Annotated in this window: 20 protein-coding genes and 1 tRNA gene; 9 read left to right on the plus strand and 12 right to left on the minus strand. The window is 66.8% G+C overall.

All coding sequences use genetic code 11. The features are described 5' to 3' along the window. Positions 1–36: 36 nt before the first annotated feature. From glyS to VNM24_11900, 10 genes are all read right to left on the minus strand, one after another. A complete protein-coding gene (glyS, locus tag VNM24_11855) occupies positions 37–2,127 on the minus strand; it encodes a glycine--tRNA ligase subunit beta (GenBank protein HWQ39282.1) in 2,091 nt (696 codons plus the stop codon). After that, entirely contained in the window at positions 2,124–3,092 is a 969-nt protein-coding gene (locus VNM24_11860) for a glycine--tRNA ligase subunit alpha (GenBank protein ID HWQ39283.1), read from the minus strand. Before VNM24_11860 ends, glyS begins: the two co-directional genes overlap by 4 nt. A gap of 236 nt (positions 3,093–3,328) precedes the next feature. Then, positions 3,329–4,339 (minus strand): sulfurtransferase, encoded by a 1,011-nt coding sequence (locus tag VNM24_11865; GenBank protein ID HWQ39284.1) that lies wholly within the window; start codon positions 4,337–4,339, stop codon positions 3,329–3,331. 67 nt (positions 4,340–4,406) lie between these two features. Further along, complete coding sequence (gene lnt, locus VNM24_11870) at positions 4,407–5,966, minus strand: apolipoprotein N-acyltransferase (protein ID HWQ39285.1); 1,560 nt, start codon at positions 5,964–5,966, stop codon at positions 4,407–4,409. Between the two features lie 167 nt (positions 5,967–6,133). Then, complete coding sequence (locus VNM24_11875) at positions 6,134–6,958, minus strand: transporter associated domain-containing protein (protein ID HWQ39286.1); 825 nt, start codon at positions 6,956–6,958, stop codon at positions 6,134–6,136. Positions 6,959–7,056: 98 nt separating this feature from the next. Further along, positions 7,057–7,560 carry an rRNA maturation RNase YbeY gene (ybeY, locus tag VNM24_11880; protein HWQ39287.1) on the minus strand — a complete coding sequence of 168 codons (504 nt, stop codon included), beginning with the start codon at positions 7,558–7,560 and terminating at the stop codon, positions 7,057–7,059. A gap of 13 nt (positions 7,561–7,573) precedes the next feature. Next, positions 7,574–8,530 (minus strand): PhoH family protein, encoded by a 957-nt coding sequence (locus VNM24_11885; protein HWQ39288.1) that lies wholly within the window; start codon positions 8,528–8,530, stop codon positions 7,574–7,576. Continuing rightward, positions 8,527–9,864, minus strand: a complete 1,338-nt coding sequence (gene miaB, locus VNM24_11890; protein ID HWQ39289.1) for a tRNA (N6-isopentenyl adenosine(37)-C2)-methylthiotransferase MiaB — start codon at positions 9,862–9,864, stop codon at positions 8,527–8,529. The genes VNM24_11885 and miaB overlap by 4 nt, the downstream gene beginning before the upstream one ends. Further along, a complete protein-coding gene (locus VNM24_11895; GenBank protein HWQ39290.1) occupies positions 9,861–10,178 on the minus strand; it encodes a hypothetical protein in 318 nt (105 codons plus the stop codon). The genes miaB and VNM24_11895 overlap by 4 nt, the downstream gene beginning before the upstream one ends. 100 nt (positions 10,179–10,278) lie before the next feature. Beyond that, positions 10,279–10,354 (minus strand) — tRNA-Met (locus VNM24_11900). Between the two features lie 106 nt (positions 10,355–10,460). On the opposite strand from VNM24_11900, the gene VNM24_11905 reads away from it, so the two are divergent. The 3 genes from VNM24_11905 to VNM24_11915 are packed head-to-tail and all read left to right on the plus strand — an operon-like array spanning position 10,461 to position 13,119. Beyond that, positions 10,461–11,633, plus strand: a complete 1,173-nt coding sequence (locus VNM24_11905) for an FAD-dependent monooxygenase (protein HWQ39291.1) — start codon at positions 10,461–10,463, stop codon at positions 11,631–11,633. Positions 11,634–11,662: 29 nt separating this feature from the next. Continuing rightward, on the plus strand, positions 11,663–12,400 hold the full coding sequence (locus tag VNM24_11910; GenBank protein HWQ39292.1) for a DsbC family protein: 738 nt from the start codon (positions 11,663–11,665) through the stop codon (positions 12,398–12,400). Between the two features lie 50 nt (positions 12,401–12,450). After that, a complete protein-coding gene (locus VNM24_11915; protein HWQ39293.1) occupies positions 12,451–13,119 on the plus strand; it encodes a TonB family protein in 669 nt (222 codons plus the stop codon). A 29-nt stretch (positions 13,120–13,148) separates the two neighbouring features. Here VNM24_11915 and VNM24_11920 read toward each other — a convergent pair whose 3' ends face one another. Beyond that, entirely contained in the window at positions 13,149–14,348 is a 1,200-nt protein-coding gene (locus VNM24_11920; protein HWQ39294.1) for a murein transglycosylase A, read from the minus strand. Between VNM24_11920 and VNM24_11925 the strand changes: the two genes are divergently transcribed. Continuing rightward, positions 14,341–14,619, plus strand: a complete 279-nt coding sequence (locus tag VNM24_11925) for a hypothetical protein (protein ID HWQ39295.1) — start codon at positions 14,341–14,343, stop codon at positions 14,617–14,619. The two genes, VNM24_11920 and VNM24_11925, sit on opposite strands and share 8 nt — an antisense overlap. Before the next feature lie 216 nt (positions 14,620–14,835). On the opposite strand, the gene apaG is transcribed toward VNM24_11925, so the two are convergent. Beyond that, on the minus strand, positions 14,836–15,219 hold the full coding sequence (gene apaG / locus VNM24_11930) for a Co2+/Mg2+ efflux protein ApaG (protein HWQ39296.1): 384 nt from the start codon (positions 15,217–15,219) through the stop codon (positions 14,836–14,838). A gap of 86 nt (positions 15,220–15,305) precedes the next feature. On the opposite strand from apaG, the gene rpe reads away from it, so the two are divergent. From rpe to trpD, 5 genes are all read left to right on the plus strand, one after another. After that, the gene (rpe, locus tag VNM24_11935; GenBank protein HWQ39297.1) at positions 15,306–15,977 is read left to right on the plus strand and encodes a ribulose-phosphate 3-epimerase; all 672 of its coding nucleotides are present in this window, start codon (positions 15,306–15,308) and stop codon (positions 15,975–15,977) included. 201 nt (positions 15,978–16,178) lie between these two features. Beyond that, positions 16,179–16,871 carry a phosphoglycolate phosphatase gene (locus VNM24_11940; protein HWQ39298.1) on the plus strand — a complete coding sequence of 231 codons (693 nt, stop codon included), beginning with the start codon at positions 16,179–16,181 and terminating at the stop codon, positions 16,869–16,871. A gap of 134 nt (positions 16,872–17,005) precedes the next feature. Further along, positions 17,006–18,481: an anthranilate synthase component I gene (gene trpE, locus VNM24_11945; protein HWQ39299.1), complete on the plus strand. Its 1,476-nt coding sequence runs from the start codon at positions 17,006–17,008 to the stop codon at positions 18,479–18,481. 211 nt (positions 18,482–18,692) lie between these two features. Beyond that, a complete protein-coding gene (locus tag VNM24_11950) occupies positions 18,693–19,256 on the plus strand; it encodes an aminodeoxychorismate/anthranilate synthase component II (GenBank protein ID HWQ39300.1) in 564 nt (187 codons plus the stop codon). A 257-nt stretch (positions 19,257–19,513) separates the two neighbouring features. After that, positions 19,514–20,502: anthranilate phosphoribosyltransferase (gene trpD / locus VNM24_11955; protein ID HWQ39301.1), on the plus strand; the 989-nt coding region annotated here is incomplete at its 3' end.

The following is a 20,502-nucleotide window of genomic DNA, read 5'->3' on the forward strand; positions in this document are numbered from 1 at the left end:
GGAGCGCGGGGGCGCAGGACGGATCGCGCACGTCGTTCAGGCCGCGAGCTTGGAGATGTCCGCCACGCGGTTCATGAGCTGTTCGAGCTGGGCGAGCAGGGCCAGGCGGTTGTCGCGAATCAGCGGTTCGTCGGTCATGACCATCACTTCGTCGAAGAAGGTGTCCACTTCGCCGCGCACGCCGGCGAGCAGCCTGAGCGCCTCGGCGTAATCCTCGTTCTGCACCAGAGACTCGACCTTGGGCAGCAGCCGCGAAACGGCGCCGAACAGATTCTTCTCGGCGTCTTCCTGCAGCAGCGCGACGTCCAGCGTGGCGCGCGCGCCCGGCGCCTTCTTCAGGATGTTGCGAATCCGCTTGTTGGCCGCGGCCAGGCTTTCGGCTTCCGGCAGCTTGCGGAAGCTGCGCACGGCTTCGAGCCGCGGGAGGACCAGGTCGATGCGCGTGGGCGACTGGCTGATCACCGCTTCGATCTCGTCGGGGGCGAAGCCGCGTTCCCGCAGATAGCCGCGCAGGCGATCGAGCATGAAGGCATGCACGTCCGCCGCGACGCTGTCGGCCAGGACTTCGCGCGGATAGTAGCTGCGCGCGACCTGCAGCAGGTGCAGCAGGTCGAGCGCAAGCTGTTTCTCGGCCAGGATGCGCAGCACGCCCAGCGCCTGGCGGCGCAGTCCGAAGGGATCCTTTTCCCCGGTGGGGACTTGTCCGATGCCGAAGAAACCCACCAGCGTGTCGAGCTTGTCGGCCAGCGCCACGGCGGCACCCACGTTATCCTCGGGCAGGGCGTCGTTGGCGAAACGCGGCCGGTAATGCTGTTCGATCGCGTCGGCCACCAGCCGGGGTTCTCCGTCGTGCAGCGCGTAGTGGCGGCCCATGATGCCTTGCAGCTCGGGGAACTCGCCCACCATGCCGCTCGCCAGATCGGCCTTGCACAGCCAGGCGGCACGTTCCGCCGCCGCGACGTCGGTGCGCAACTGCTGCGCGATGTGACCGGCCAGCTTGCGGATCCGCTGCACCCGTTCGAGCTGGCTGCCGAGCCTGTTGTGGAACACCACCTCCGCCAGCCGCGCCACTCTGGCTTCCAGCCGCTGCTTGCGATCCTGCTCGAAGAAGAACCGCGCATCGGCGAGCCGCGGCCGGACCACCCGTTGATTGCCTTCGATGATGTGGCTCGGATCCGCAACCTCCATGTTGCTCACCACCAGGAAGCGCTCGGTGAGTTTTCCGCGGGCATCGAACAGGGGGAAGTACCTCTGATTGGTGCGCATGGTGAGGATCAGGCATTCCTGCGGCACCGAAAGGAACTCCCGCTCGAAACCGGCGGCATAGACCACGGGCCACTCCACCAGCGCGGTCACCTCGTCGAGCAGATCCTCGTAGTCGCCCAGCGAAGCGCCGAGCGAGGCGGCCTTCGCTTTGAGTTGCGCGTCGACCGTCGCGCGCCGCTCGTCGAAGCCGGCGATGACCTTGCCCTCGCCGAGCAGGCGCGCTTCGTATTCGTCGGCATGGCGCAGCGCGATGTCTCTCGCTCCGAGGAAGCGATGGCCGTGCGTGGTCGACCCGGCGTTCAGGCCGAGCGCCGTGACGGCGACCACGCGGGCTCCGTGCAACGCGACCAGGCCGTGGGCCGGCCGCACGAACCTCACCGTGGTCAGGCCGTCGGGCTGATAACTCATCAGCTTCGGGATCGGCAGCCGCTCGATCGTCTCGTCGAGCGCCGCCTGCAGCCCGGCTTGCAGCGACTGCCCGCTGGCCACCCGCGAGAGGTACAGCATCTCGATCTTGCCGTCGGCTACCTTGCGCACCGCGCCTGCGGCCGACGGGTCCAGGCCGAGCGCCGAGAGCTTCCTGAGCAGCGCCGCGGTGGGTTTGCCTGCGGCGTCGAGCCCCACGCCGGCCGGAAGCAGCTTTTCCTCGAATGGCTTGTCCGGCGAACGGCTGCGCACCTGCGTGATCTTCGCGGCGAGCCTTCGCGGGGTGGCGAACCAGGCGAGACGGCTGCGCGATTCGAGGAATTCGCGCTGCGCAAGCGCCTCGCGCAGCGTTCCGCCGAAGGCCTCGCCCAGCCGCCGCAGGGCCTTCGGCGGCAGCTCTTCGGTGAACAGTTCGACGAGCAGGGTCGCGCTCATTGCGGCGCCGGCCGGGCGCTGCCGCCGCGGCGACTCGCGCGAATCGCCAGCACCTCTTCCAGCTCGTCGGCGGACAGGAAGGCCTTAACCGCCGCGTCTTCGGCGCGCTCGAAGCCGCGCGCCTTGCGCGCATCGTAGTACGTCTGCGCCGCCAGGCGGGCCAGCGCGCGCACCCGGCCGATGTAGCTGGCGCGCTCGGCCACCGAGATGGCGCCGCGCGCGTCGAGCAGATTGAAGGTGTGGGAGCACTTCATGACCATCTCGTAGCCGGGCAGCGCAAGCCTGGCCTCGAACAGACGCTTGGCTTCCGCTTCGAACTGGACGAAATGCTGGAACAGTACTTCGGTGTTGGCGAGTTCGAAGTTGTAGGCGGATTGCTCCACTTCGTTCTGATGGTAGACGTCGCCGTAGGTGGTCCCCGGCGTCCAGGTGAGGTCGAACACGCTTTCGCGGCGCTGCAGGTACATCGCCAGACGCTCCAGGCCGTAGGTGATCTCGCCCATGACCGGCTTGCAGGCGATGCCGCCCACCTCCTGGAAGTAGGTGAACTGCGTAATTTCCATTCCGTTCAGCCACACCTCCCAGCCCAGTCCCCAGGCGCCGAGGGTCGGCGACTCCCAGTCGTCTTCCACGAAACGGACATCGTGCTGCGCGGGATCGATGCCGATGGCCGCAAGCGAGTCCAGGTACAGATCCAGGATGTCGCGCGGCGAGGGCTTGAGGACCACCTGGAACTGGTAGTAATGCTGCAGGCGGTTCGGGTTCTCGCCGTAGCGCCCGTCCTTGGGCCGGCGCGATGGCTGCACATACGCCGCGCGCCACGGCTCGGGCCCCAGCGCACGCAGGAAGGTGGCGGTGTGAAAGGTGCCGGCGCCGACTTCCATGTCATACGGCTGCAGGATGGCGCAGCCGCGATCACCCCAGTAGCGCTGCAGCGCGAGGATGAGGTCCTGGAATGTCTGCATCCGGGAAAAACGCCGAAGAATCAGGGCTTGCGAGAGCCCCGCATTCTACCGGGTTTTGCTGCTGGCGCGCTCGACCGAAGTCACGCCCGACAGCGGAATAGCGAAACGCGAACACACGACCCGTCCAGCCGCCAAAGCGGCGTTACTGGAAAAGTCTTGTTTTCTCTTCGCGTCTTCGTGTTTCGCTCTGTCTTCTTGCCTTTCTGGGTGTCTTGGTGCCTGGGTGGTTCACGTGATCAGGGCTTCTTTTCCCGGGAGGCCTTGAGCTGCTCGAGTTCGGCCTCCAGCTCTTCCACGCGCGCCTGCAGCGCATTGAGCTGGTTGGTGACGCGCGCCACGTTGAAATAGGTGACGTTCTCCGCCGGCGCGTCGAAAGCGTTGCCGTAGCCCAGCCAGGAAGCGTCGTACACCCGCACGTTGCGGAAGCCGAGGTCTGCGAGGATCGTGGCGGTTTGCGCGGCGCGAACCCCGCTCTGGCAATAGACGATGGTCTCCTTTTCGGGATCCAGCGCGCCGTAGAGCCGGACCAGCTCCTGCCGCGGTTTGAGGCTCATCCCGTCCTTGGTGGTGACCAGCCGGCGCGCCAGCTTGCGCGGGGTATCCGGATCGACCCAGTTGAACTCGTAGGGGATGTTGCGCGCCCCGGGCACGTGCCCGCCGCGCAGCGCGCGAATGTCTTCGCCCTTGTACTCGCGCGGGCTGCGCACGTCGATGATCTGCACGTTCGGATCCCCCAGCTTCGCCAGCAGCTCGCGCGTGGACACCAGCAGCGCGGGATTGATCTTGGCCTTGAAGGCGACCGGCGGCAGCCGGACCGCGTCCGTGGACAACGCCTTGCCGGCGGCTTTCCAGTCGTCGATGCCGCCGTGATACACGTGCGCATTTTCGGCGCCCAGCCAGCGCAGGGTGACATGGGCGAAATACGGACCGGTGTGCGCCTTGGCACCGTAGAGGACGATCTCGCGCGCCGGATCGATGCCCGCTTCGCCCAGAAGGCGCTCGATCTCTTCCAGCGCGATGTAGTCCTCGGTGGCGGGCTCGCGCAGCACCGCCTGCACGTCGTCGATGTTCACCGCGCCGGGAAGATGGCCGCGGCGATATTCGTCCTGACTGCGCACGTCCCACAGGATGGCGCCGCGGTCGAGCGCCGCGGCGACGAAATCGGTGTCGACCAGGGCGGGGCCGGCGGCGCTGCCCGGTCCGGGAATCAGCAGCAATGCAAAGAACAGTCCGATCAGTCGTGTCATGAAGCGTCCTCCTTGCGCACCGCTCGTGGAGCCTATCGCCTGCGCGCCGCCTTTGGTCTGATCTGGATCAAACCGCCTTGCGCCGCCAGCGCAGCGCCGCGGCGGCCAAGGCCAGCGCGCCGGCCGGCAGCAGCGCGAGCGCGTTGCCCCAGCGCACGTAGGGGGTGGCTCCGGTGTAGCCGCGCACTTCGCCTTCGAGCACCGCCACCTCGAATTCCGGTGCGGCCTTCACGATCCGGCCGCGAGGGTCGATGATCGCGGTGACTCCGGTGTTGGTCGCCCGCACCATGAAGCGCCCCGTTTCCGCGGAACGCATCTGCGCGATCTGCAGGTGCTGCTTCGAGCCCAGCGAACGGCCCCACCAGGCATCGTTGGTGAAGTTGGCGAGCAGCGTGGCCTGCGGCAACTGGCGGATGATCTCTTCTCCGAACACGTCTTCGTAGCAGATGTTCGCCGCCACCTTTTGCCCGCCCACTGCCAGCGGCGCCTGATCCGGCGAGCCGCGCGAGAAGTCCGACATCGGGATCTGCAGCAGGTTCATGAACCAGCCGAACAGCCCGGTGAGCGGGAAATAATCGCCGAACGGCACCAGATGCACCTTGCGGTAGGTCTGCGCGGGCGAGATTCCGACGCTGATCACGCTGTTGTAGTAGCGGCCGGGGCCGGCATACTCGGCGATGCCCGTGAGCAGGTCCCCGCCCTGGCCGCGCGCGTGGGCCGCGAGCCGCTCGAGATAGCCCGGCGGCAGATCGACGTTGAACATCGGCAGCGCCGTTTCCGGCAGCAGGATGAGTCTGGCGCGCGAGGCGAGCGCGAGTTCGCGATAAAGATCCAGGGTCTGGCGCGCGCGATCGGGGCGCCACTTCAGTTCCTGCGGCACGTTGCCCTGCACCAGGGCGACCGACGTGGGTTCGCCCTGCGGCCGGGTCCAGGCGCGCGTCTGCAGCGCCAGCCCGGCGGCGAGCACGGCCACGCCCAACCAGATTGCGCGCTCGGTCAGAATCGCCCGCGGCCATTCCCTGAGCGGCAGATGCTGCTCCCGGACGCAATGAACCGCGAGGGCGGTGATGCCGGCCAGCAGCGCCGTGGCGAGCGATACGCCGTATCCGCCGAGCAGCGGCGCATAACCAGCCAGCGGACTGAGCGGAACTTGCGAATAACCGATCGCGAGCCAGGGAAATCCGGTAAGGATCCATCCCCGCAGCCACTCGGCGAGCGTCCAGGTCGCCGGCAGCAGCAGGAGCAGCGCGGGCGCCGCCGGGAGCCGGCTCCAGCGCAGGCACGCCGCGGCAGCCGCGGGGTAGAGCGCGAGATACGCACAGAACGCGGCCGTGCATCCTGCGGCCACGAGCGCGGGCATGCCCCCGAAATCGTGCAGGCTTACATAGACCCAGCTGACTCCGGCGCCGAACAACCCGAGGCCGAAGCTCAGTCCCAGAAGCCCGGCCGTGCGCGGCCGCGGCGCTTGCAGCCAGAGCAGCGCCGCCGCGGCCAGCGCCAGCACCGGAACCGGATAGAGGTGGAAGGGCGCGTAGCCCAGAACCGATAGCGCCCCGAGCAGGAACGAGGCGACTGCCGGCTTGAGGGTCGCCGCTCTGCCCGCCGGGGAGCTCGAGCCGGCAGTCACGGAGGACACGGAGGAAAGGAAAAGGTGAAACGCTCTCGCGTGCAAGAACCCGGCACCGGCGCCTGTTTCAGCACACTGAGCCTCTGTGGATTCCCATATCGCCTTTTCCCGCTCCCGGGTTTCCTGCGTCTCCTCGGTTGTTCAAAACGCAGGATCTACGCGTCGCTTCATTCCTTGACCTTCTCGATCAGGAGCGAATGCAGACGCCGGCTGTCGGCGCGCAGCACCTTGACGCTGAGGTTGCCGATGCGGAACTGCTCGCCGCGCTTGGGCAGCCGTCCCAGGTGGGCGAGCACCAGCCCGCCGACGGTGTCGAAATCCTCGTCGCTGAACTCGGTGCCGAACGCGGCATTGAAGTCCGCGATCTCGGTCTGGGCCTTGACGCGGTACTGTCCCTGGCGGTCGCGGATGATGTTGGCTTCGGTCTCGTCGAAATCGTATTCGTCCTCGATGTCGCCGACGATCTGCTCCAGCACGTCTTCGATCGTGACCAGCCCGGCGACGCCTCCATACTCGTCCACGACGATCGCGATGTGGTTGCGGTTGCTGCGAAAGTCCTTCAGCAGCACGTTCAGGCGCTTGGACTCCGGAATGAACACCGCTGGACGCAGCATCTCGCGCAGGTCGAAATCCTTGTCGGTGTAATAGCGCAGCAGATCCTTGGCGAGCAGGATGCCGATCACGTCGTCCTTGTTCTCGTCGATGACCGGGAAGCGGGAGTGCGCGGTTTCGATTGCCTGCGCGATGATCTTCTCGATCGGCTCGTTCACGTCGATCACGTCCATCTGCGCGCGTGGAACCATGATGTCGCGCGCCTGCATCTCCGAAACCTGCATCACGCCTTCGATCATGGCCAGCGCGTCGGCATCCAGAAGGTTGCGCTCGTAGGAGCGCTGCAACAGCTCGACGAGCTGCTCGCGGTCCTCGGGTTCGCGCATCAGCAACGCGCCCAGTCGTTCCAGCCACGAAGGTTTACCGTGAGGTTCGTCCATGTCTGTCCGGTGGACGGTCGGTGAGGGGCTCCGGAAAGGTTCGATCGATCGAAGAACCGGGAGATCGGGTGGAAAGCGGGCTCGCAGGTAACCGGGTGTTACCTCGTCCCCCGATTGCCCGATCGCCGAGTCGCCCCGCCGCTGAGGTTCGCCGACTGCCGTTGACCACCGTAGGGATCAGCATACCCCAGCTTGCCGAGGATTTCCGTCTCGATGCCTTCCATCAGTTCCGCATCCAGCGCCCGCTCGTGATCGAAGCCCTGCAGGTGAAGAACGCCGTGGACCACGAGGTGCGCAAGATGCGCGTCCAGGCTCTTGCGCTGCTGCGCGGCTTCGCGCGCCGCGACGGGAATGCAGATCGCGATGTCGCCGGTGAGCGGAGTCGTGTCCGGATAGGCGAATGTGAGCACGTTGGTGGCGTAGTCACGGTCGCGGTACCGGCGATTGAGCGCCCGGCCCTCCGGCTCGTCGAGCAGCCGCAGCGTCACGCGCAGGTCTTCCAGTGCTGCGGCGCCGGCCCACTTCCGGAACTGCCGCTCGTCCGGCAGACCCGCGCCGCCGCACGCGTACTGCACCACGAGATTCATTTTGGGGCGCGCCATCGTCCGGCGCCGGTCAGTCGCCGCCGCGGGACTGGTGTTGCTCGTAGGCGTGCACGATGCGCTGCACTAGCGGATGCCGCACCACGTCCTCTCCGAGGAACTGAGTGAACGCGATGCCGCGCACCTCGGCGAGCACGGTGCGCGCCTCGATCAGGCCGCTCTTCTGTCCCTTCGGCAGATCGATCTGCGTCACGTCGCCGGTCACCACCGCGCGGCTGCCGAAGCCGATCCGGGTGAGAAACATCTTCATCTGTTCGGGCGTGGTGTTCTGCGCCTCGTCCAGGATGATGAACGAATGGTTCAGCGTGCGCCCGCGCATGTACGCGAGCGGCGCGATTTCGATCGCGCCGCGCTCGAACAGCTTGCCGACCTTCTCGAACCCCATGAGATCGTAGAGCGCGTCGTACAGCGGTCGCAGATAGGGATCGACCTTCTGGGCGAGGTCGCCGGGCAGGAAGCCGAGTCGCTCTCCCGCTTCCACCGCCGGGCGCACCAGCACGATGCGCTTGACGGCATCGCGCTCGAACGCGTCCACCGCGCAGGCCACCGCGAGATAGGTCTTCCCGGTGCCCGCCGGGCCGATTCCGAACGTCACGTCATAGGCCTGAATCTGCTGAATGTACTGAACCTGACGCGGCGTGCGCCCGTGCAGGTCGCGCCGGCGCGTGTGCAAAACGGGAGCGTCCTGCGGCGCTGCTTCCAGGCTGCTGCCGCGCGCCACCTCGATCAGGCCGAGCTGGATGTCTTCGAGGCTCAGGTGTTGTGTGGCCTGATGGTAGAAGCGGTTGAGCGCCTCGGCCGCGAGCCGGGTCTGCTCGGCACCGCCGCCCACCGTGAAGTTCGCGCCGCGGCGGGAGATCGACACGTCGAACGCGCTTTCGATCTGCTTGAGGTTTTCGTCGAGCGCGCCGCAGAGGTTCGCCAGGCGCTCGTTGTCGACCGGAAGGAAGGAAATCTCGACGGGTTTCAACTGACCGTTTCGCGAACCACGACCTCGCCGCGCAGGCTGTGGGGCAAGGCTTCGACAATGCGCACGTCGACCATGCGGCCGATCAGCCGCGAGGCGCCCGGGAAATTCACCACCCGGTTGTTCTCCGTGCGTCCGGCGAGTTCGCCGGGATTCTTCCTGGACGGTCCTTCGACCAGAATCCGCTGCACGCTGCCGACCATCGCCCGGCTGATGGCCTGTGCGTGAGCTTCCAGGCGCGCTTGCAGCCGCGCCAGACGCGACTGCTTGACCGGCAGGGGAATCTGATCGGGCGCTGCGGCGGCCGGCGTTCCGGGACGCGGGCTGTACATGAAGCTGAAGCTCGTGTCGAAGCCGATGTCGTCCACCAGCTTCAGCGTCTGTTCGAAGTCGGCCTCGGTTTCGCCCGGAAAGCCGACGATGAAGTCCGAGGCGATCGAAATCCCGGGGCGGGCGGCGCGCAGGCGGCGCACGATCGACTTGTATTCGATGGCGGTATAGCCGCGCTTCATCGCTGCGAGCACGCGGTCCGAGCCCGACTGCACCGGCAGGTGTACGTGGCCGGCGAGCTGCGCAATCGTGGCGTGAGCGTCGATCAACCGCGCGGTGAATTCCTTCGGATGAGAAGTGGTGTAACGGATGCGTTCGATGCCCGGAACTTCGGCCAGGTACTCCAGCAGCAGCGCGAAATCGGCGGGTTCGCCGTCCGGCATCGCCCCGCGGTAGGCGTTCACGTTCTGCCCGAGCAGGGTGACTTCCTTGACCCCCCGGTCCGCAAGATCGGCCACCTCGGTGAGCACGTCCTCGAAGGGACGCGACACCTCCTCGCCGCGCGTGTAAGGCACCACGCAGAAGCTGCAGTACTTGCTGCAACCTTCCATGACGGACACGAACGCGGTCGGACCTTCCACGCGCGGTGGCGGCAGGTGGTCGAACTTCTCGATCTCCGGAAACGAGATGTCGACCTGGGGCCGGCCGGTTTCGCGCCGCTGCCGGATCAACTGCGGCAGGCGATGCAGGGTCTGCGGGCCGAACACCACGTCGACGTAAGGCGCGCGTTCCACGATCGCCGCGCCTTCCTGGCTCGCCACGCAGCCGCCCACGCCGATGACCAGATCGGGCTTGCGCCGCTTGAGCGCGCGCACGCGCCCCAGGTCGCTGAACACCTTTTCCTGCGCCTTTTCGCGCACCGAGCAGGTATTGAACAGGATCACGTCCGCCTGCTCGGGGTCTTCCGTCCTGACGTATTCCTCGGTGCAGCCGAGCACGTCGGCCATTCTGGCCGAGTCGTACTCGTTCATCTGACAGCCGAAGGTGCGGATGTAGAGCTTCTTCACGTGTTCGCGCCGGCGCCCGGCTTCGACCGCCGGTACTTCGCCGCCTCGGCCGGCGTCAGCAGCCAGATGGCGGCGAGTTCGCCGTTGGCGTCGAGCAGGTACATGACTTGCAGCTTTTGGGTCTGCACCGCGGCCGGCATGACGATCATGTTGTGCTCGTTGTAGATCTTGCCCCCCACCGCCAGCCTGCGGACCTGCTTGTCGATGGTGTAGTAGGGATAGCGGTGCGCGCTGATCTCCCCGCGCTGGGCCTTGGCCGGGAAGTTGCGATCGGCGCCCGCTTCCAGCGCGGTCAGAACGGCCGCCGCGAGCAAGGCGCTCGCCCACGCCAGGATCCGGCTTGCACGGTGCGTGCGCCGGAACTGCCCGAGGGGGCGGACGTCAAACCTTGCGCAGCCAGACACGATAGGGAACTGGTGGCGAATCAGGGATTTGAACCCCGGACCAACGGATTATGATTCCGCTGCTCTAACCGCTGAGCTAATTCGCCACATGCCGTTTTCGACAGGGAGGCGAAGGTTACCGATGCCGGGGTTCCCTTGTCAAGGCAAAATGCTCGCGGAAACAGCAGCTTCGATCACTCTTCGCCCGCTCGGATGAACGCTGAAATCGCCATCGTCGGCGGCGGCTTGGTGGGCGCCAGCCTGGCCGCCGCGCTGGCCGGTTGCGGCGTCTCCGTCGTCGTGATCGACCCGCGCGGCCCCACCGCGGTTCCCGCGAACGGCTTCGATCCGCGCGTCTACGCGCTGCGCCCGGCGAGCGTGTCCTTTCTCGAGCGCTGTGCGATCTGGGGCCGTGTCGACTCGACGCGCGTATGCTCGGTGCTGGAAATGCGGGTCAGCGGCGACGATGGCCGATCGGTGTTGACGTTCGACGCCTATCGCGCCGGCCTTGCGTACCTGGCCGTGATCGCCGAAGACGCGAACCTGCAGCGCGCCGCTCGCGCCACACTGGATGCCCTGCCGCTCGTCTCCGTCATTACGGGCCGCAGCGTGGTCGCTGCACAGTGGGCGCAGGACCGGGTGTCTCTGACGCTCGACGATGGAGTGACGCTGAGCGCGGCGCTGGCGGTTGCCGCCGACGGAGCCGATTCCAGGCTGCGCGCTCTGGCCGGGATTGAAGTCGACGCGCACGATTATGGCCAGCGCGCCGTGGTGGCCAACTTCCGCGCGGCCAGAGCGCACCGCCAGACCGCCTTCCAGTGGTTCCGCAACGATGGCGTGCTCGCGCTGCTGCCGCTGCCCGACGACCAGGTGTCCCTGGTCTGGTCCACGCCGCAGCCCAATGCCGAACGGCTGACGGCGCTGGCTCCGGCGGAACTCGCGCGCGCGGTGGCCGCCGCGGCCTTCGGTGCGCTGGGCGACCTGGAACTGTGTTCGGGCGTGACCAGCTTTCCGCTGCGCCTGATGCGCGCGCGACGCGTGGTCGCGCCACGCCTTGTGATGGTCGGTGATGCTGCCCATAATGTGCACCCGCTCGCCGGGCAGGGTCTCAATCTCGGCCTGGCGGATTGCGAGACGCTTGCGCGACTGATCGCCGCGAGGCTGCCCGTGCAATCGGTCGCTTCGCCGAGTCTGCTGGCGCGCTATCGCCGCAGCAGGGCCGAGGAGGTCTTCGCCGTGCAGGCGCTCACCGATGGGCTGCAGCGCCTGTTCGAGGCCAGGGTGCCCGGAGTGAAGTGGCTGCGCAACACGGGGCTGCGGCTGGTCGACCGCCTTGCTCCGATCAAGCGCGAACTGGTCAAGCGCGCCGCAGGCGCAGCGTTCTGAAACCGTCCAACACCTGCAAAGGATTCCAAATGCCAATCCGATTCCGTGCCCTGGTCGCGTGCGTCCTGCTGTTCGGGGCGAGCGTGGCCGGCGCCGATGAAGCGCGCATCCGCGCAGCGGTCGAGGCGAAGTTTCCCAATGCCAAGCTCCAGACCGTCAGGCTCGTTCCGGGACTCGGGCTCTACGAGCTGGTGATCGACGGCGAGATCTTCTATTCCGACGCACAGTTCGAATTCCTCATCGACGGGAACGTGATCGACGTGAAAACGATGACCAGCCTGACGGCCAACCGCAAGCGCGAGGTCGAAGAGGAGCAGATGCGCAAGCTCGCGTTCCCGTTCAAGGAGCTTCCCTTCGATTACGCGTTCAAGAAGATCAACGGCAACGGCGCGCGAAAGGTCGCTTACTTCGCGGACCCGAACTGCGGTTTCTGCCGCAAGTTCGAGACCGAGACCTTGCCGAAGGTCAAGGACGTGACGGTCTACGTGTTCATGTACCCGGTCATCCGCGCCGAGTCCGTGCCGCTGTCCAGATCCATCTGGTGCTCGGCCGACCGTTCGAAGGCATGGGACGACTACGTGCTGCGCGGGGTGTCGCCGAAGAATGCGCAGGCCTGCAACGACCCGGTGGACAAACTGCTCGAGTTCGGCCGACAGAAGCAGATCCGCGGCACGCCCACGCTGTTTTTTGCCGACGGCACCCGTGTGCCCGGCGCGATCAGGCCCGAACAGATGGAAGAGCTGCTGGCGCGCGCAGAGCGCAAGTAGCCTCGGGCTCCGGCGACTGGTAGGACATCCGGCCCGGCCTCGAGCGGCCGATGCAAAGAGTGGCCCGACGCGAAGAGGCATGGGCGCGCGCGGCGGGCCGCATCGCTCTGGCCTTGCTGCTGTCCGCAGCGCTGCATCTGGCGCTGGTCGCCCGGCTGGAGATCTCCGTCGGCCGGCAACCGGCGGCCGCCCCATCGCTGCAGGCGCGCCTCGAACCGCAACCCGCCCCGGTTTCCCCGCCCAAGCAACCGGTCAGACCGCCGGCTCGGCCACCCAGCGAGCCAGCGCCCTCCATGGCACCGATGCCGATGGCAGCGGCCCCGCCGCAGGCGGCGCAACAGGTTGCCGAACCCTTGCTGGCCGAGCAAGGCCGCGCTGCGGAACAGACGGTTCTCGAGCCGGCACCGGCGATCGAGGTCCCGATCGACCCGGTCTACTACGCGGTGCACGAGCTGGACATCTACCCGATGCCGCTGTCCGCAGTGCGCCTCGAGTCGACGGCCGTGCCGGGCGGGAACGTGAGGGTGCTGGTGCTGATCGACGAGACCGGCTGGGTGACGCGTGCCGAAATCTTCGAAGCGCAGCCGCCCGGCGTTCTCGACGAAGCCGCGCTCCAGGCGCTGCGCGCGGCGCGCTTCTCTCCGGCCCGCAAGGATGGGCGCGCGGTCCGCAGCCGCGTCCTGATCGAGCTGGCTTTCGACGCGCCCGAACGCGATTGAGCCAAGGAGGATACACAGTCCTCCGCGGTTCAATTCTTCGCGGGCGGATTCATCCCCTTGGGCAGCAGCACCCACAGGCGGCCGTTCTGCCGCATGCGTCCGGCCAGAGCCGCCGCCTCGGCGCCGAACCCCCAGAAGAAGTCGGCGCGCACGCCCCCCTTGATCGCGGTGCCGGTGTCCTGCGCGAGCGTCAGCCGATTGAGCGGCTCCGCGCTGTTGGGCCAGGTCGTCGCGAGATACACCGGAGCGCCCAAGGGAACGCTGGCCGGATCCACTGCGATGCTGCGGCGCGCGCTCAGCGCGACCCCGAGCGAGCCGACAGGGCCTGGCAGCCCGTCGGGCAGTTCGCGAAAGAAGACGTAGGCCGGATTTTCGGCCAGCAGCTTCGGCAGTTTCTCCGGGTGCAGTCTGGCCCACGCTTGAATGCCCTGCATCGAGGCCTTGTCCGGCGGCAGTTCGCCGCGTTCGACCAGCACCCGGCCGATCGAACGATAGGGGTGACCGTTGTGATCGGCGTAACCGACTCGCACGGTCTCTCCGGACTCCAGGCGGATCCGCCCCGAGCCCTGCACGTGCAGGAAGAACAGCTCCACGGGGTCGTCCACCCACAGCAGTTCCCGGCCCTGCAACGGCGCCTGACCGGACTCGATCTGCGCGCGCGTGTAGTAGGGCACGACGCGCCGGCCTTCGAGCCGGCCCCGCACGCGCTGTCCCTTGAGCCCGGGGAACAACTCGGCGATCTCCACCGTGACCAGGTCGTCGGGTACTCCGTAGACCGGATAGCGGTACTTCGCGCTGCGCGTCCGGCTGCCATCGAGCAGCGGTTCGTAGTAGCCCGTCACCAGCCCCTGGTCGGATCCGTCGGCATTGCGCACCGACCACGGGAGGAAATGGGTCTCGAAAAACAGTCTCAGCGTCGGGGTGTCGTGCGAGGAGACCTCGGCCGCCGCCCTGCACGCGGGCTGCCAATCGGGCCGGCTCTTGAGCGCCATGCACGAGGCGACGAAGGCCGGCCAGGCTTCGCGCAGATTGTCGGCGTGCCAGCCGGGCAGTGCTTCCCAGCGGGCGGCGACCAGATTGGGAAGGGCGCCCGCTGCCGGCTCGACGCGCGGCGGCTCGATCGCCGGCTGCGCGGGTGCCGGCGAGGAAGGCGGCGGCGCCGGTGGGGCCGAGACCGGCGGCGTGGCCGGCGCTTTCTCGGGTCGCTCCGATGGTGAAGGAATGGCCACACACCCCGCCGTCAGCGCAGCCAGCAACCAAGCGGGCGCCGCTGCCCAGCGCGGCAGGCGGGTGTTTGCCAGATGTCCGGCAGGCGACAAGAATTGCCAGTGGCTTCCGCGACTGTCCGGATGCCTTTCCAACCCGTTGCCGAAGGATCCCATGCGCGACTACGCGATGTTCTGGGTGCTGCTCGAGGTCGTTCTCGGGCTGGCGCTCTTCGTGTTCATCATCTGGTGGACCCTGCCGAAGAAGGACGACCGCGACGACAGAAAAAACTGAAGCGCTCGCCGCGCAAGACGCGAAGCACGCAGAGCAAGGACGAAAGAAAACGGTCCAGGCATCGAAAGCTCCGTTGGATGGACGATGCGTCGTCGTGATTGTCGGAGCCCGGGCTGCCGGAAGACGCCATTCCGGCCGTTGCCATGACATCCCATTCTCATGCTTGGTGCTGCGCGTCCGCTGCGTGCTCTGTGCCGAGCGCCTGGATTCTGGGCTTCAGTGCAGCACGCGGGGCACGCTCAACGCAAATGCCGGGACGGGCGCCTCGAAGCGCACGCCGTCCTCCGCGACCATCTGATAGCTGCCGCGCATGGTGCCGACCGGGGTGGCGATGCGCGCGGCGCTGGTGTACTCGAAGCTTTCCTGCGGGCGCAGCAGCGGCTGCTGCCCCACGACGCCGGCCCCGCGCACTTCCTGCACGCGGTTCTCCGCGTCGGTGATGATCCAGTGGCGGGTCAGGAGCTGCGCGGCCACGGTCCCGGTGTTCGTGATCCGGATCGTGTAGGCGAACACGTAGTGGCCGCTGCGCTCGTCGGACTCGTGCGGCAGGAAGGTCGCGCGGGCGCTGACGCGGATTTCGTAGCGGTGATCGGCTGCCATGCCGGCATTGAAGACGAAACCCGCCGTCGCGGCAAGCCGCCCCTTCTCCGCTACAATGCCCCGCCTTCCAGCTTGGGTGTATCGAGATGACGACCTATCGGATAGCGCCGAGCATCCTGTCCGCCGACTTCGCCCGCCTGGGCGAAGAGGTACGCAGCGTAGTGGAAGCGGGGGCGGACATCGTGCATTTCGATGTCATGGACAACCATTACGTGCCGAACCTGACGGTGGGCCCGCTGGTGTGCCAGGCGATCCGCCCGCTGACCCGTGCATTGATCGACGTGCACCTGATGGTCAAACCGGTCGACCGCATCGTGCCCGACTTCGCCCAGGCGGGTGCCGACATCATCAGCTTCCACCCCGAGGCCTCCGAACACGTCGACCGGACCATTCAGCTCATCAAGGACTGCGGCTGCCGCGCCGGCCTGGTGCTCAACCCGGCAACGCCGCTGTCCTGCCTGGACTGGACGCTCCCCAGGCTCGACCTCGTGCTGATCATGTCGGTCAATCCCGGCTTCGGCGGGCAGAAGTTCATCGCCTCGGCGCTCGAGAAGCTGGGCGAGGTGCGCAAACGGATCGATCGCCTCGGACGGGAGATCTGGCTCGAGGTCGATGGCGGCGTGAAGGTGGACAACATCGCCGAGATCGCACGCGCCGGGGCCGACACCTTCGTCGCCGGGTCGGCGATCTTCGGCACTGCGGACTACAAGGCCACCATCGCCTCGATGCGCTCCGAACTCCTGAAAGTCAAGCTCTGAAAATCAAGCACTCACCGCGGAGGACGCAGGGGACGCAGAGGAAAGCGAGAGAAAAAAGATTCTGGAGTTCAGCCCGTTTGGTCGGCGGATCGTCACCGCGCGAAAATTCGTAGCCGGGCGACATGAACAATGATCCGGCCTTTAGCCCAACTTGCCTTTCCTCTTTTTCGCTTTCCCCCGCGTCCTCCGCGGTGAGAGCTTATGAAGTTGAACTTCCCAATTGAAGTATCGGCGGTGGCGTTCGATCTGGACGGCACCCTGGTGGACACGCTTCCCGACCTGCATGAGGCCGCGAACCGCACCCTGGCGGATCTGGGGCGCCCGGCGGTGGCGGTCGAGCAGGTGCGCGACTTCGTCGGCGACGGCGTGGACCGGCTGGTCCAGCGCATTCTGACCGGCGCCGCCGAAGGGCAAGCGGATGCGCCGCTCTTCGAGCGTGCGCGCGACCGTTTTCGCGAGCACTATCGTCAGGTACTGACCCGGGCATCCCGGCCGTTTCCCGGTGTCATCGACGGGCTGGACGCGCTGCGCGCCTTGGGAGTGAAGCTCGCCTGTGTGACCAACAAGCCGCAAGCCTTTACCCTGCCGCTGCTCGACGCGCTGGCTCTGCGCCCGCGTCTGGACCTGGTGGTGGCCGGCGATACCCTGGCGCGCAAGAAGCCCGATCCCCTGCCGCTTGCCCACTGTGCGCAGCGCTTCGGCATACAGACGCGGTTGCTGCTGATGATCGGGGATTCGAACAACGACACGCGGGCGGCCCGCGCCGCCGGTTGTCCGGTGTTCTGCGTCCCCTATGGCTATCGCGGCGGGGCACGGGTGCAGGACCTGGACTGCGATGCTATAGTAGCCAGCGTTCCCGATTCCCTGAAGTTGATCCGACCCGCCCGGTCATGAGCTCCGAAGCTCGTCGAACCTTGAGGCTTGCTGCGTGGCGTAGCTGGCGCCCCTGGCGCCCGTCCGCTCTCCGGCGTCGCGTCTGACGCACGCAAGCAGGCTTCACCGTTTGTTCGCAGTCTTCGGAGTTCGTCATGACTGAACAGGAGTTCACGCAGCTCGCCGCGCAGGGCTTCAACCGCGTGCCGGTGGTGCTGGAGACCTTCGCGGATCTCGACACCCCGCTGTCGGTTTACCTCAAGCTCGCCAACAAGCCCTATTCGTATCTGCTCGAATCGGTGCAGGGCGGGGAGCGCTTCGGGCGCTATTCCTTCATCGGCCTGCCCGCCGACACCCGGTTCGAGGTGCACGGCAGACGCTGCCGCGAGATCCACGCCGGCAGGATCGTGTCGGAGTCGCAGGAGGATGATCCGCTCGCCTGGCTCGCGGCCATCAACCGGCGCTACCGCGCGGCTCCGCGGCCCGGGCTGCCCCGCTTCCTCGGAGGCCTGGTCGGTTGCTTCGGCTACGACACCGTGCGCTACATCGAGCGCAAACTGTCGGCGAGCGGGAAACCCGACGTTCTGGGCACGCCTGACATTCTGCTCCTGCTCTCGGAGCAACTGGTCGTGGTGGACAACCTGTCGGGCAAGCTTTTCCTGGTCGTGTACGCCGATCCCGCGCAATCCGGCGCGTGGCAGCGCGCCCAGCGGCGGCTCGAGGAGCTGCTGTGGATGCTGCGCCAGCCGGTGGTCGTGCCGCCCGAAGCGCCGGTCTGCGCCCCGCCCGCCACCTCGGAGTTCACCGAGGAGCGCTTCGTCGCGGCGGTCGAGCGCGCCAAGCGCTACATCTTCGACGGCGACATCATGCAGGTGGTGCTCTCGCAGCGCATGAGCGCGCCGTTCTCGGCTTCCCCGCTCGCCCTGTATCGCGCGCTGCGGGCGCTCAACCCTTCGCCGTACATGTTCTATTTCGACTTCGCCGCCTTCCACGTGGTCGGCGCCTCGCCGGAGATCCTGGTGCGGCTCGAAAGCGGGACGGTGACGCTCAGACCGATCGCCGGCACGCGCCCGCGCGGGGCCACGCGCGAGCAGGATCTCGCCCTGGAGCAGGAGCTGCTCGCGGACCCGAAAGAGCGCGCCGAGCACGTCATGCTCATGGATCTCGGCCGCAACGATGTCGGGCGCGTGGCGCAGATCGGCACGGTCAGGGTGACCGACAACATGGTGATCGAGCGCTACTCCCACGTGATGCACATCGTGTCCAACGTGGAAGGTCGCCTCAAGCCGGGATTGGATGCCATGGCCGTGCTCAAGGCGACGTTCCCCGCCGGCACGGTCACCGGCGCTCCGAAAGTGCGGGCGATGGAAATCATCGACGAGCTGGAACCCTCCCGGCGCGGCATCTACGCCGGCGCGGTCGGCTATCTCGGATTCAACGGCGACATGGATCTCGCCATCGCGATCCGCACCGCCGTGGTGAAGGACGGCCGGCTGTTCGTCCAGGCGGGCGCCGGGATCGTGGCCGACTCGGTGCCGACAAGCGAATGGATCGAAACCCAGAACAAGGCCAAAGCGCTGCTGCGCGCCGCCGAAATGGCCCAGGCCGGTTTGAACGCCCGGCTGGATTGAAGGAAGCGCTCGCCGCGGAGGACGCAGGGAAAAGACAGAACGAGAAAAAGGGAAATCGGGTTTGGGGCTGCATGCCTGTGTCTGCGGCTTGGCGACGAATTTTTACTTGGTCGACAATCCCCTCGGGGGCGCGGTCAAATGCCCACGCTTGCTTTCCTGCGCGTCCCCTGCGTCCTCCGCGGTGAGCGCTTGTTTTGGTGAGGTTCTGGAAATGCTCCTGATGATCGACAATTACGACTCGTTCACGTACAACCTGGTGCAGTATCTGGGCGAGCTGGGCGAGGAGGTGCGGGTATTCCGCAACGACGAGATCACGCTGGAGGAGATCGAGCGTCTGAACCCTGCGCGGATCGTGATCTCGCCCGGACCCTGCACACCGAAGCAAGCCGGAATCTCCGTTCCGCTGATCGAACGCTTCGCCGGCCGCGTGCCGATCCTCGGCGTATGCCTGGGCCATCAAAGCATCGGCCAGGCCTTCGGCGGGCGGATCGTGCACGCCGCAACGCTGATGCACGGCAAGACCTCCCCCATCCGGCACGAAGGCAAGGGCGTCTTTCGCGACCTGCCCGATCCGCTGACGGCCACGCGCTATCATTCGCTGGTCATCGAGCGTGAGTCGCTGCCGGACTGCCTCGAAGTGACGGCGTGGACCGACGACGGCGAGATCATGGGCGTGCGCCACAGGCGCCTCGCGGTCGAAGGCGTGCAGTTCCATCCCGAGTCCATCCTGACCGAGCATGGCCACGACCTCCTCGCCAACTTTCTCAAGCTTTGAATCGAAGCGCTCATCGCAGAGGACGCAAGATCCAAGCGCTCACCGCGGAGGACGCAGGATCGAAGCGCTCACCGCGGAGGACGCAGAGGACGCGGTGGAAAAGCAAAAGCAGAATGAACCCGAGAATGAAAAACTCACGACGATGTTTCCTGGCGGTGGGTCGGCCTTTTACTCCCGCTGAGTATTTTCGTTGCCTGGTTTACTCCGCGTCCTCTGCGTCCTCCGCGGTGAGAGCTTGTTTTTGGTGAGAGGAAAATATGACACCCCAGGAAGCGCTAGTGCGGGTGATCGAGCACCGCGAGATCTTTCACGACGAGATGCTGAGCCTCATGCGCCAGATCATGAGCGGAGAGACTTCGCCCACGCTGATCGCTGCCATTCTGATCGGCCTGCGCGTCAAGAAGGAGACGATCGGCGAGATCGCCGCCGCGGCGCAGGTGATGCGGGAGTTCTCGACCAGGGTGTCGGTCGCGGATCACGCGCACCTGCTCGATACCTGCGGGACGGGCGGCGACAGCGCCCACACCTTCAACATCTCCACCGCGGCGGCGTTCGTGGCGGCGGCGGCCGGTGCCAAGGTCGCCAAGCACGGCAACCGCTCGGTTTCGAGCAAGTCGGGCAGCGCCGACGTGCTGGAGGCGCTCGGCGCGAACATCAACCTGACGGCGGATCAGGTTGCGCAGTGCATCGACCAGATCGGCGTAGGCTTCATGTTCGCCCCCAATCATCACAGCGCGATGAAGCACGCCGCGCCGGTGCGCCGCGAGCTGGGCGTGCGCACCCTCTTCAACATCCTCGGCCCGCTCACCAATCCCGCTGGCGCGAAGAACCAGGTCATGGGCGTGTTCCACCCCGATCTGGTCGGCATCCAGGCGCGGGTGCTGCAGCGGCTGGGCAGCCGCCATGTGATGGTCGTCTACGGAATGGAGGGGCTGGACGAGATCTCGGTGTCCGGCGACACGATGGTCGGAGAGCTCAGGCACGGCGAGGTGCGCGAGTACACGATCCACCCGAGGCAGTTCGGCCTGCCGGTGGCCGCGCTCGCCGAGATCCAGGTGAGGGACGCGGCCGGCTCGATGGAAAGGCTGCTCGCGGCGCTGTCCGGCGAGCCCGGCGCGGCGCTCGACGTCGTCGCCTTGAACGCCGGTGCGGCGATCTACACCGCCGGGCTGGCCGAGAGCCACGAACAGGGGGTCGCGAAAGCGTTTCAGGTCATCGCCTCCGGCGCCGCCCGCGCCAAGCTCGA

The organism is Burkholderiales bacterium (assembly GCA_035560005.1).
Lineage (GTDB): Bacteria > Pseudomonadota > Gammaproteobacteria > Burkholderiales > Eutrophovitaceae > DASRFY01.

What these genes read in the sequence shown, in the direction of transcription:
- glyS (HWQ39282.1), bottom strand. Translation starts at nt 2,127, where the DNA reads ATGAGCGCGACCCTGCTCGTCGAACTGTTCACCGAAGAGCTGCCGCCG.
- VNM24_11860 (HWQ39283.1), bottom strand. Translation starts at nt 3,092, where the DNA reads ATGCAGACATTCCAGGACCTCATCCTCGCGCTGCAGCGCTACTGGGGT.
- VNM24_11865 (HWQ39284.1), bottom strand. Translation starts at nt 4,339, where the DNA reads ATGACACGACTGATCGGACTGTTCTTTGCATTGCTGCTGATTCCCGGA.
- VNM24_11875 (HWQ39286.1), bottom strand. Translation starts at nt 6,958, where the DNA reads ATGGACGAACCTCACGGTAAACCTTCGTGGCTGGAACGACTGGGCGCG.
- ybeY (HWQ39287.1), bottom strand. Translation starts at nt 7,560, where the DNA reads ATGGCGCGCCCCAAAATGAATCTCGTGGTGCAGTACGCGTGCGGCGGC.
- VNM24_11905 (HWQ39291.1), top strand. Translation starts at nt 10,461, where the DNA reads ATGAACGCTGAAATCGCCATCGTCGGCGGCGGCTTGGTGGGCGCCAGC.
- VNM24_11910 (HWQ39292.1), top strand. Translation starts at nt 11,663, where the DNA reads ATGCCAATCCGATTCCGTGCCCTGGTCGCGTGCGTCCTGCTGTTCGGG.
- VNM24_11915 (HWQ39293.1), top strand. Translation starts at nt 12,451, where the DNA reads ATGCAAAGAGTGGCCCGACGCGAAGAGGCATGGGCGCGCGCGGCGGGC.
- VNM24_11925 (HWQ39295.1), top strand. Translation starts at nt 14,341, where the DNA reads ATGGCCACACACCCCGCCGTCAGCGCAGCCAGCAACCAAGCGGGCGCC.
- apaG (HWQ39296.1), bottom strand. Translation starts at nt 15,219, where the DNA reads ATGGCAGCCGATCACCGCTACGAAATCCGCGTCAGCGCCCGCGCGACC.
- rpe (HWQ39297.1), top strand. Translation starts at nt 15,306, where the DNA reads ATGACGACCTATCGGATAGCGCCGAGCATCCTGTCCGCCGACTTCGCC.
- VNM24_11940 (HWQ39298.1), top strand. Translation starts at nt 16,179, where the DNA reads ATGAAGTTGAACTTCCCAATTGAAGTATCGGCGGTGGCGTTCGATCTG.
- trpE (HWQ39299.1), top strand. Translation starts at nt 17,006, where the DNA reads ATGACTGAACAGGAGTTCACGCAGCTCGCCGCGCAGGGCTTCAACCGC.
- VNM24_11950 (HWQ39300.1), top strand. Translation starts at nt 18,693, where the DNA reads ATGCTCCTGATGATCGACAATTACGACTCGTTCACGTACAACCTGGTG.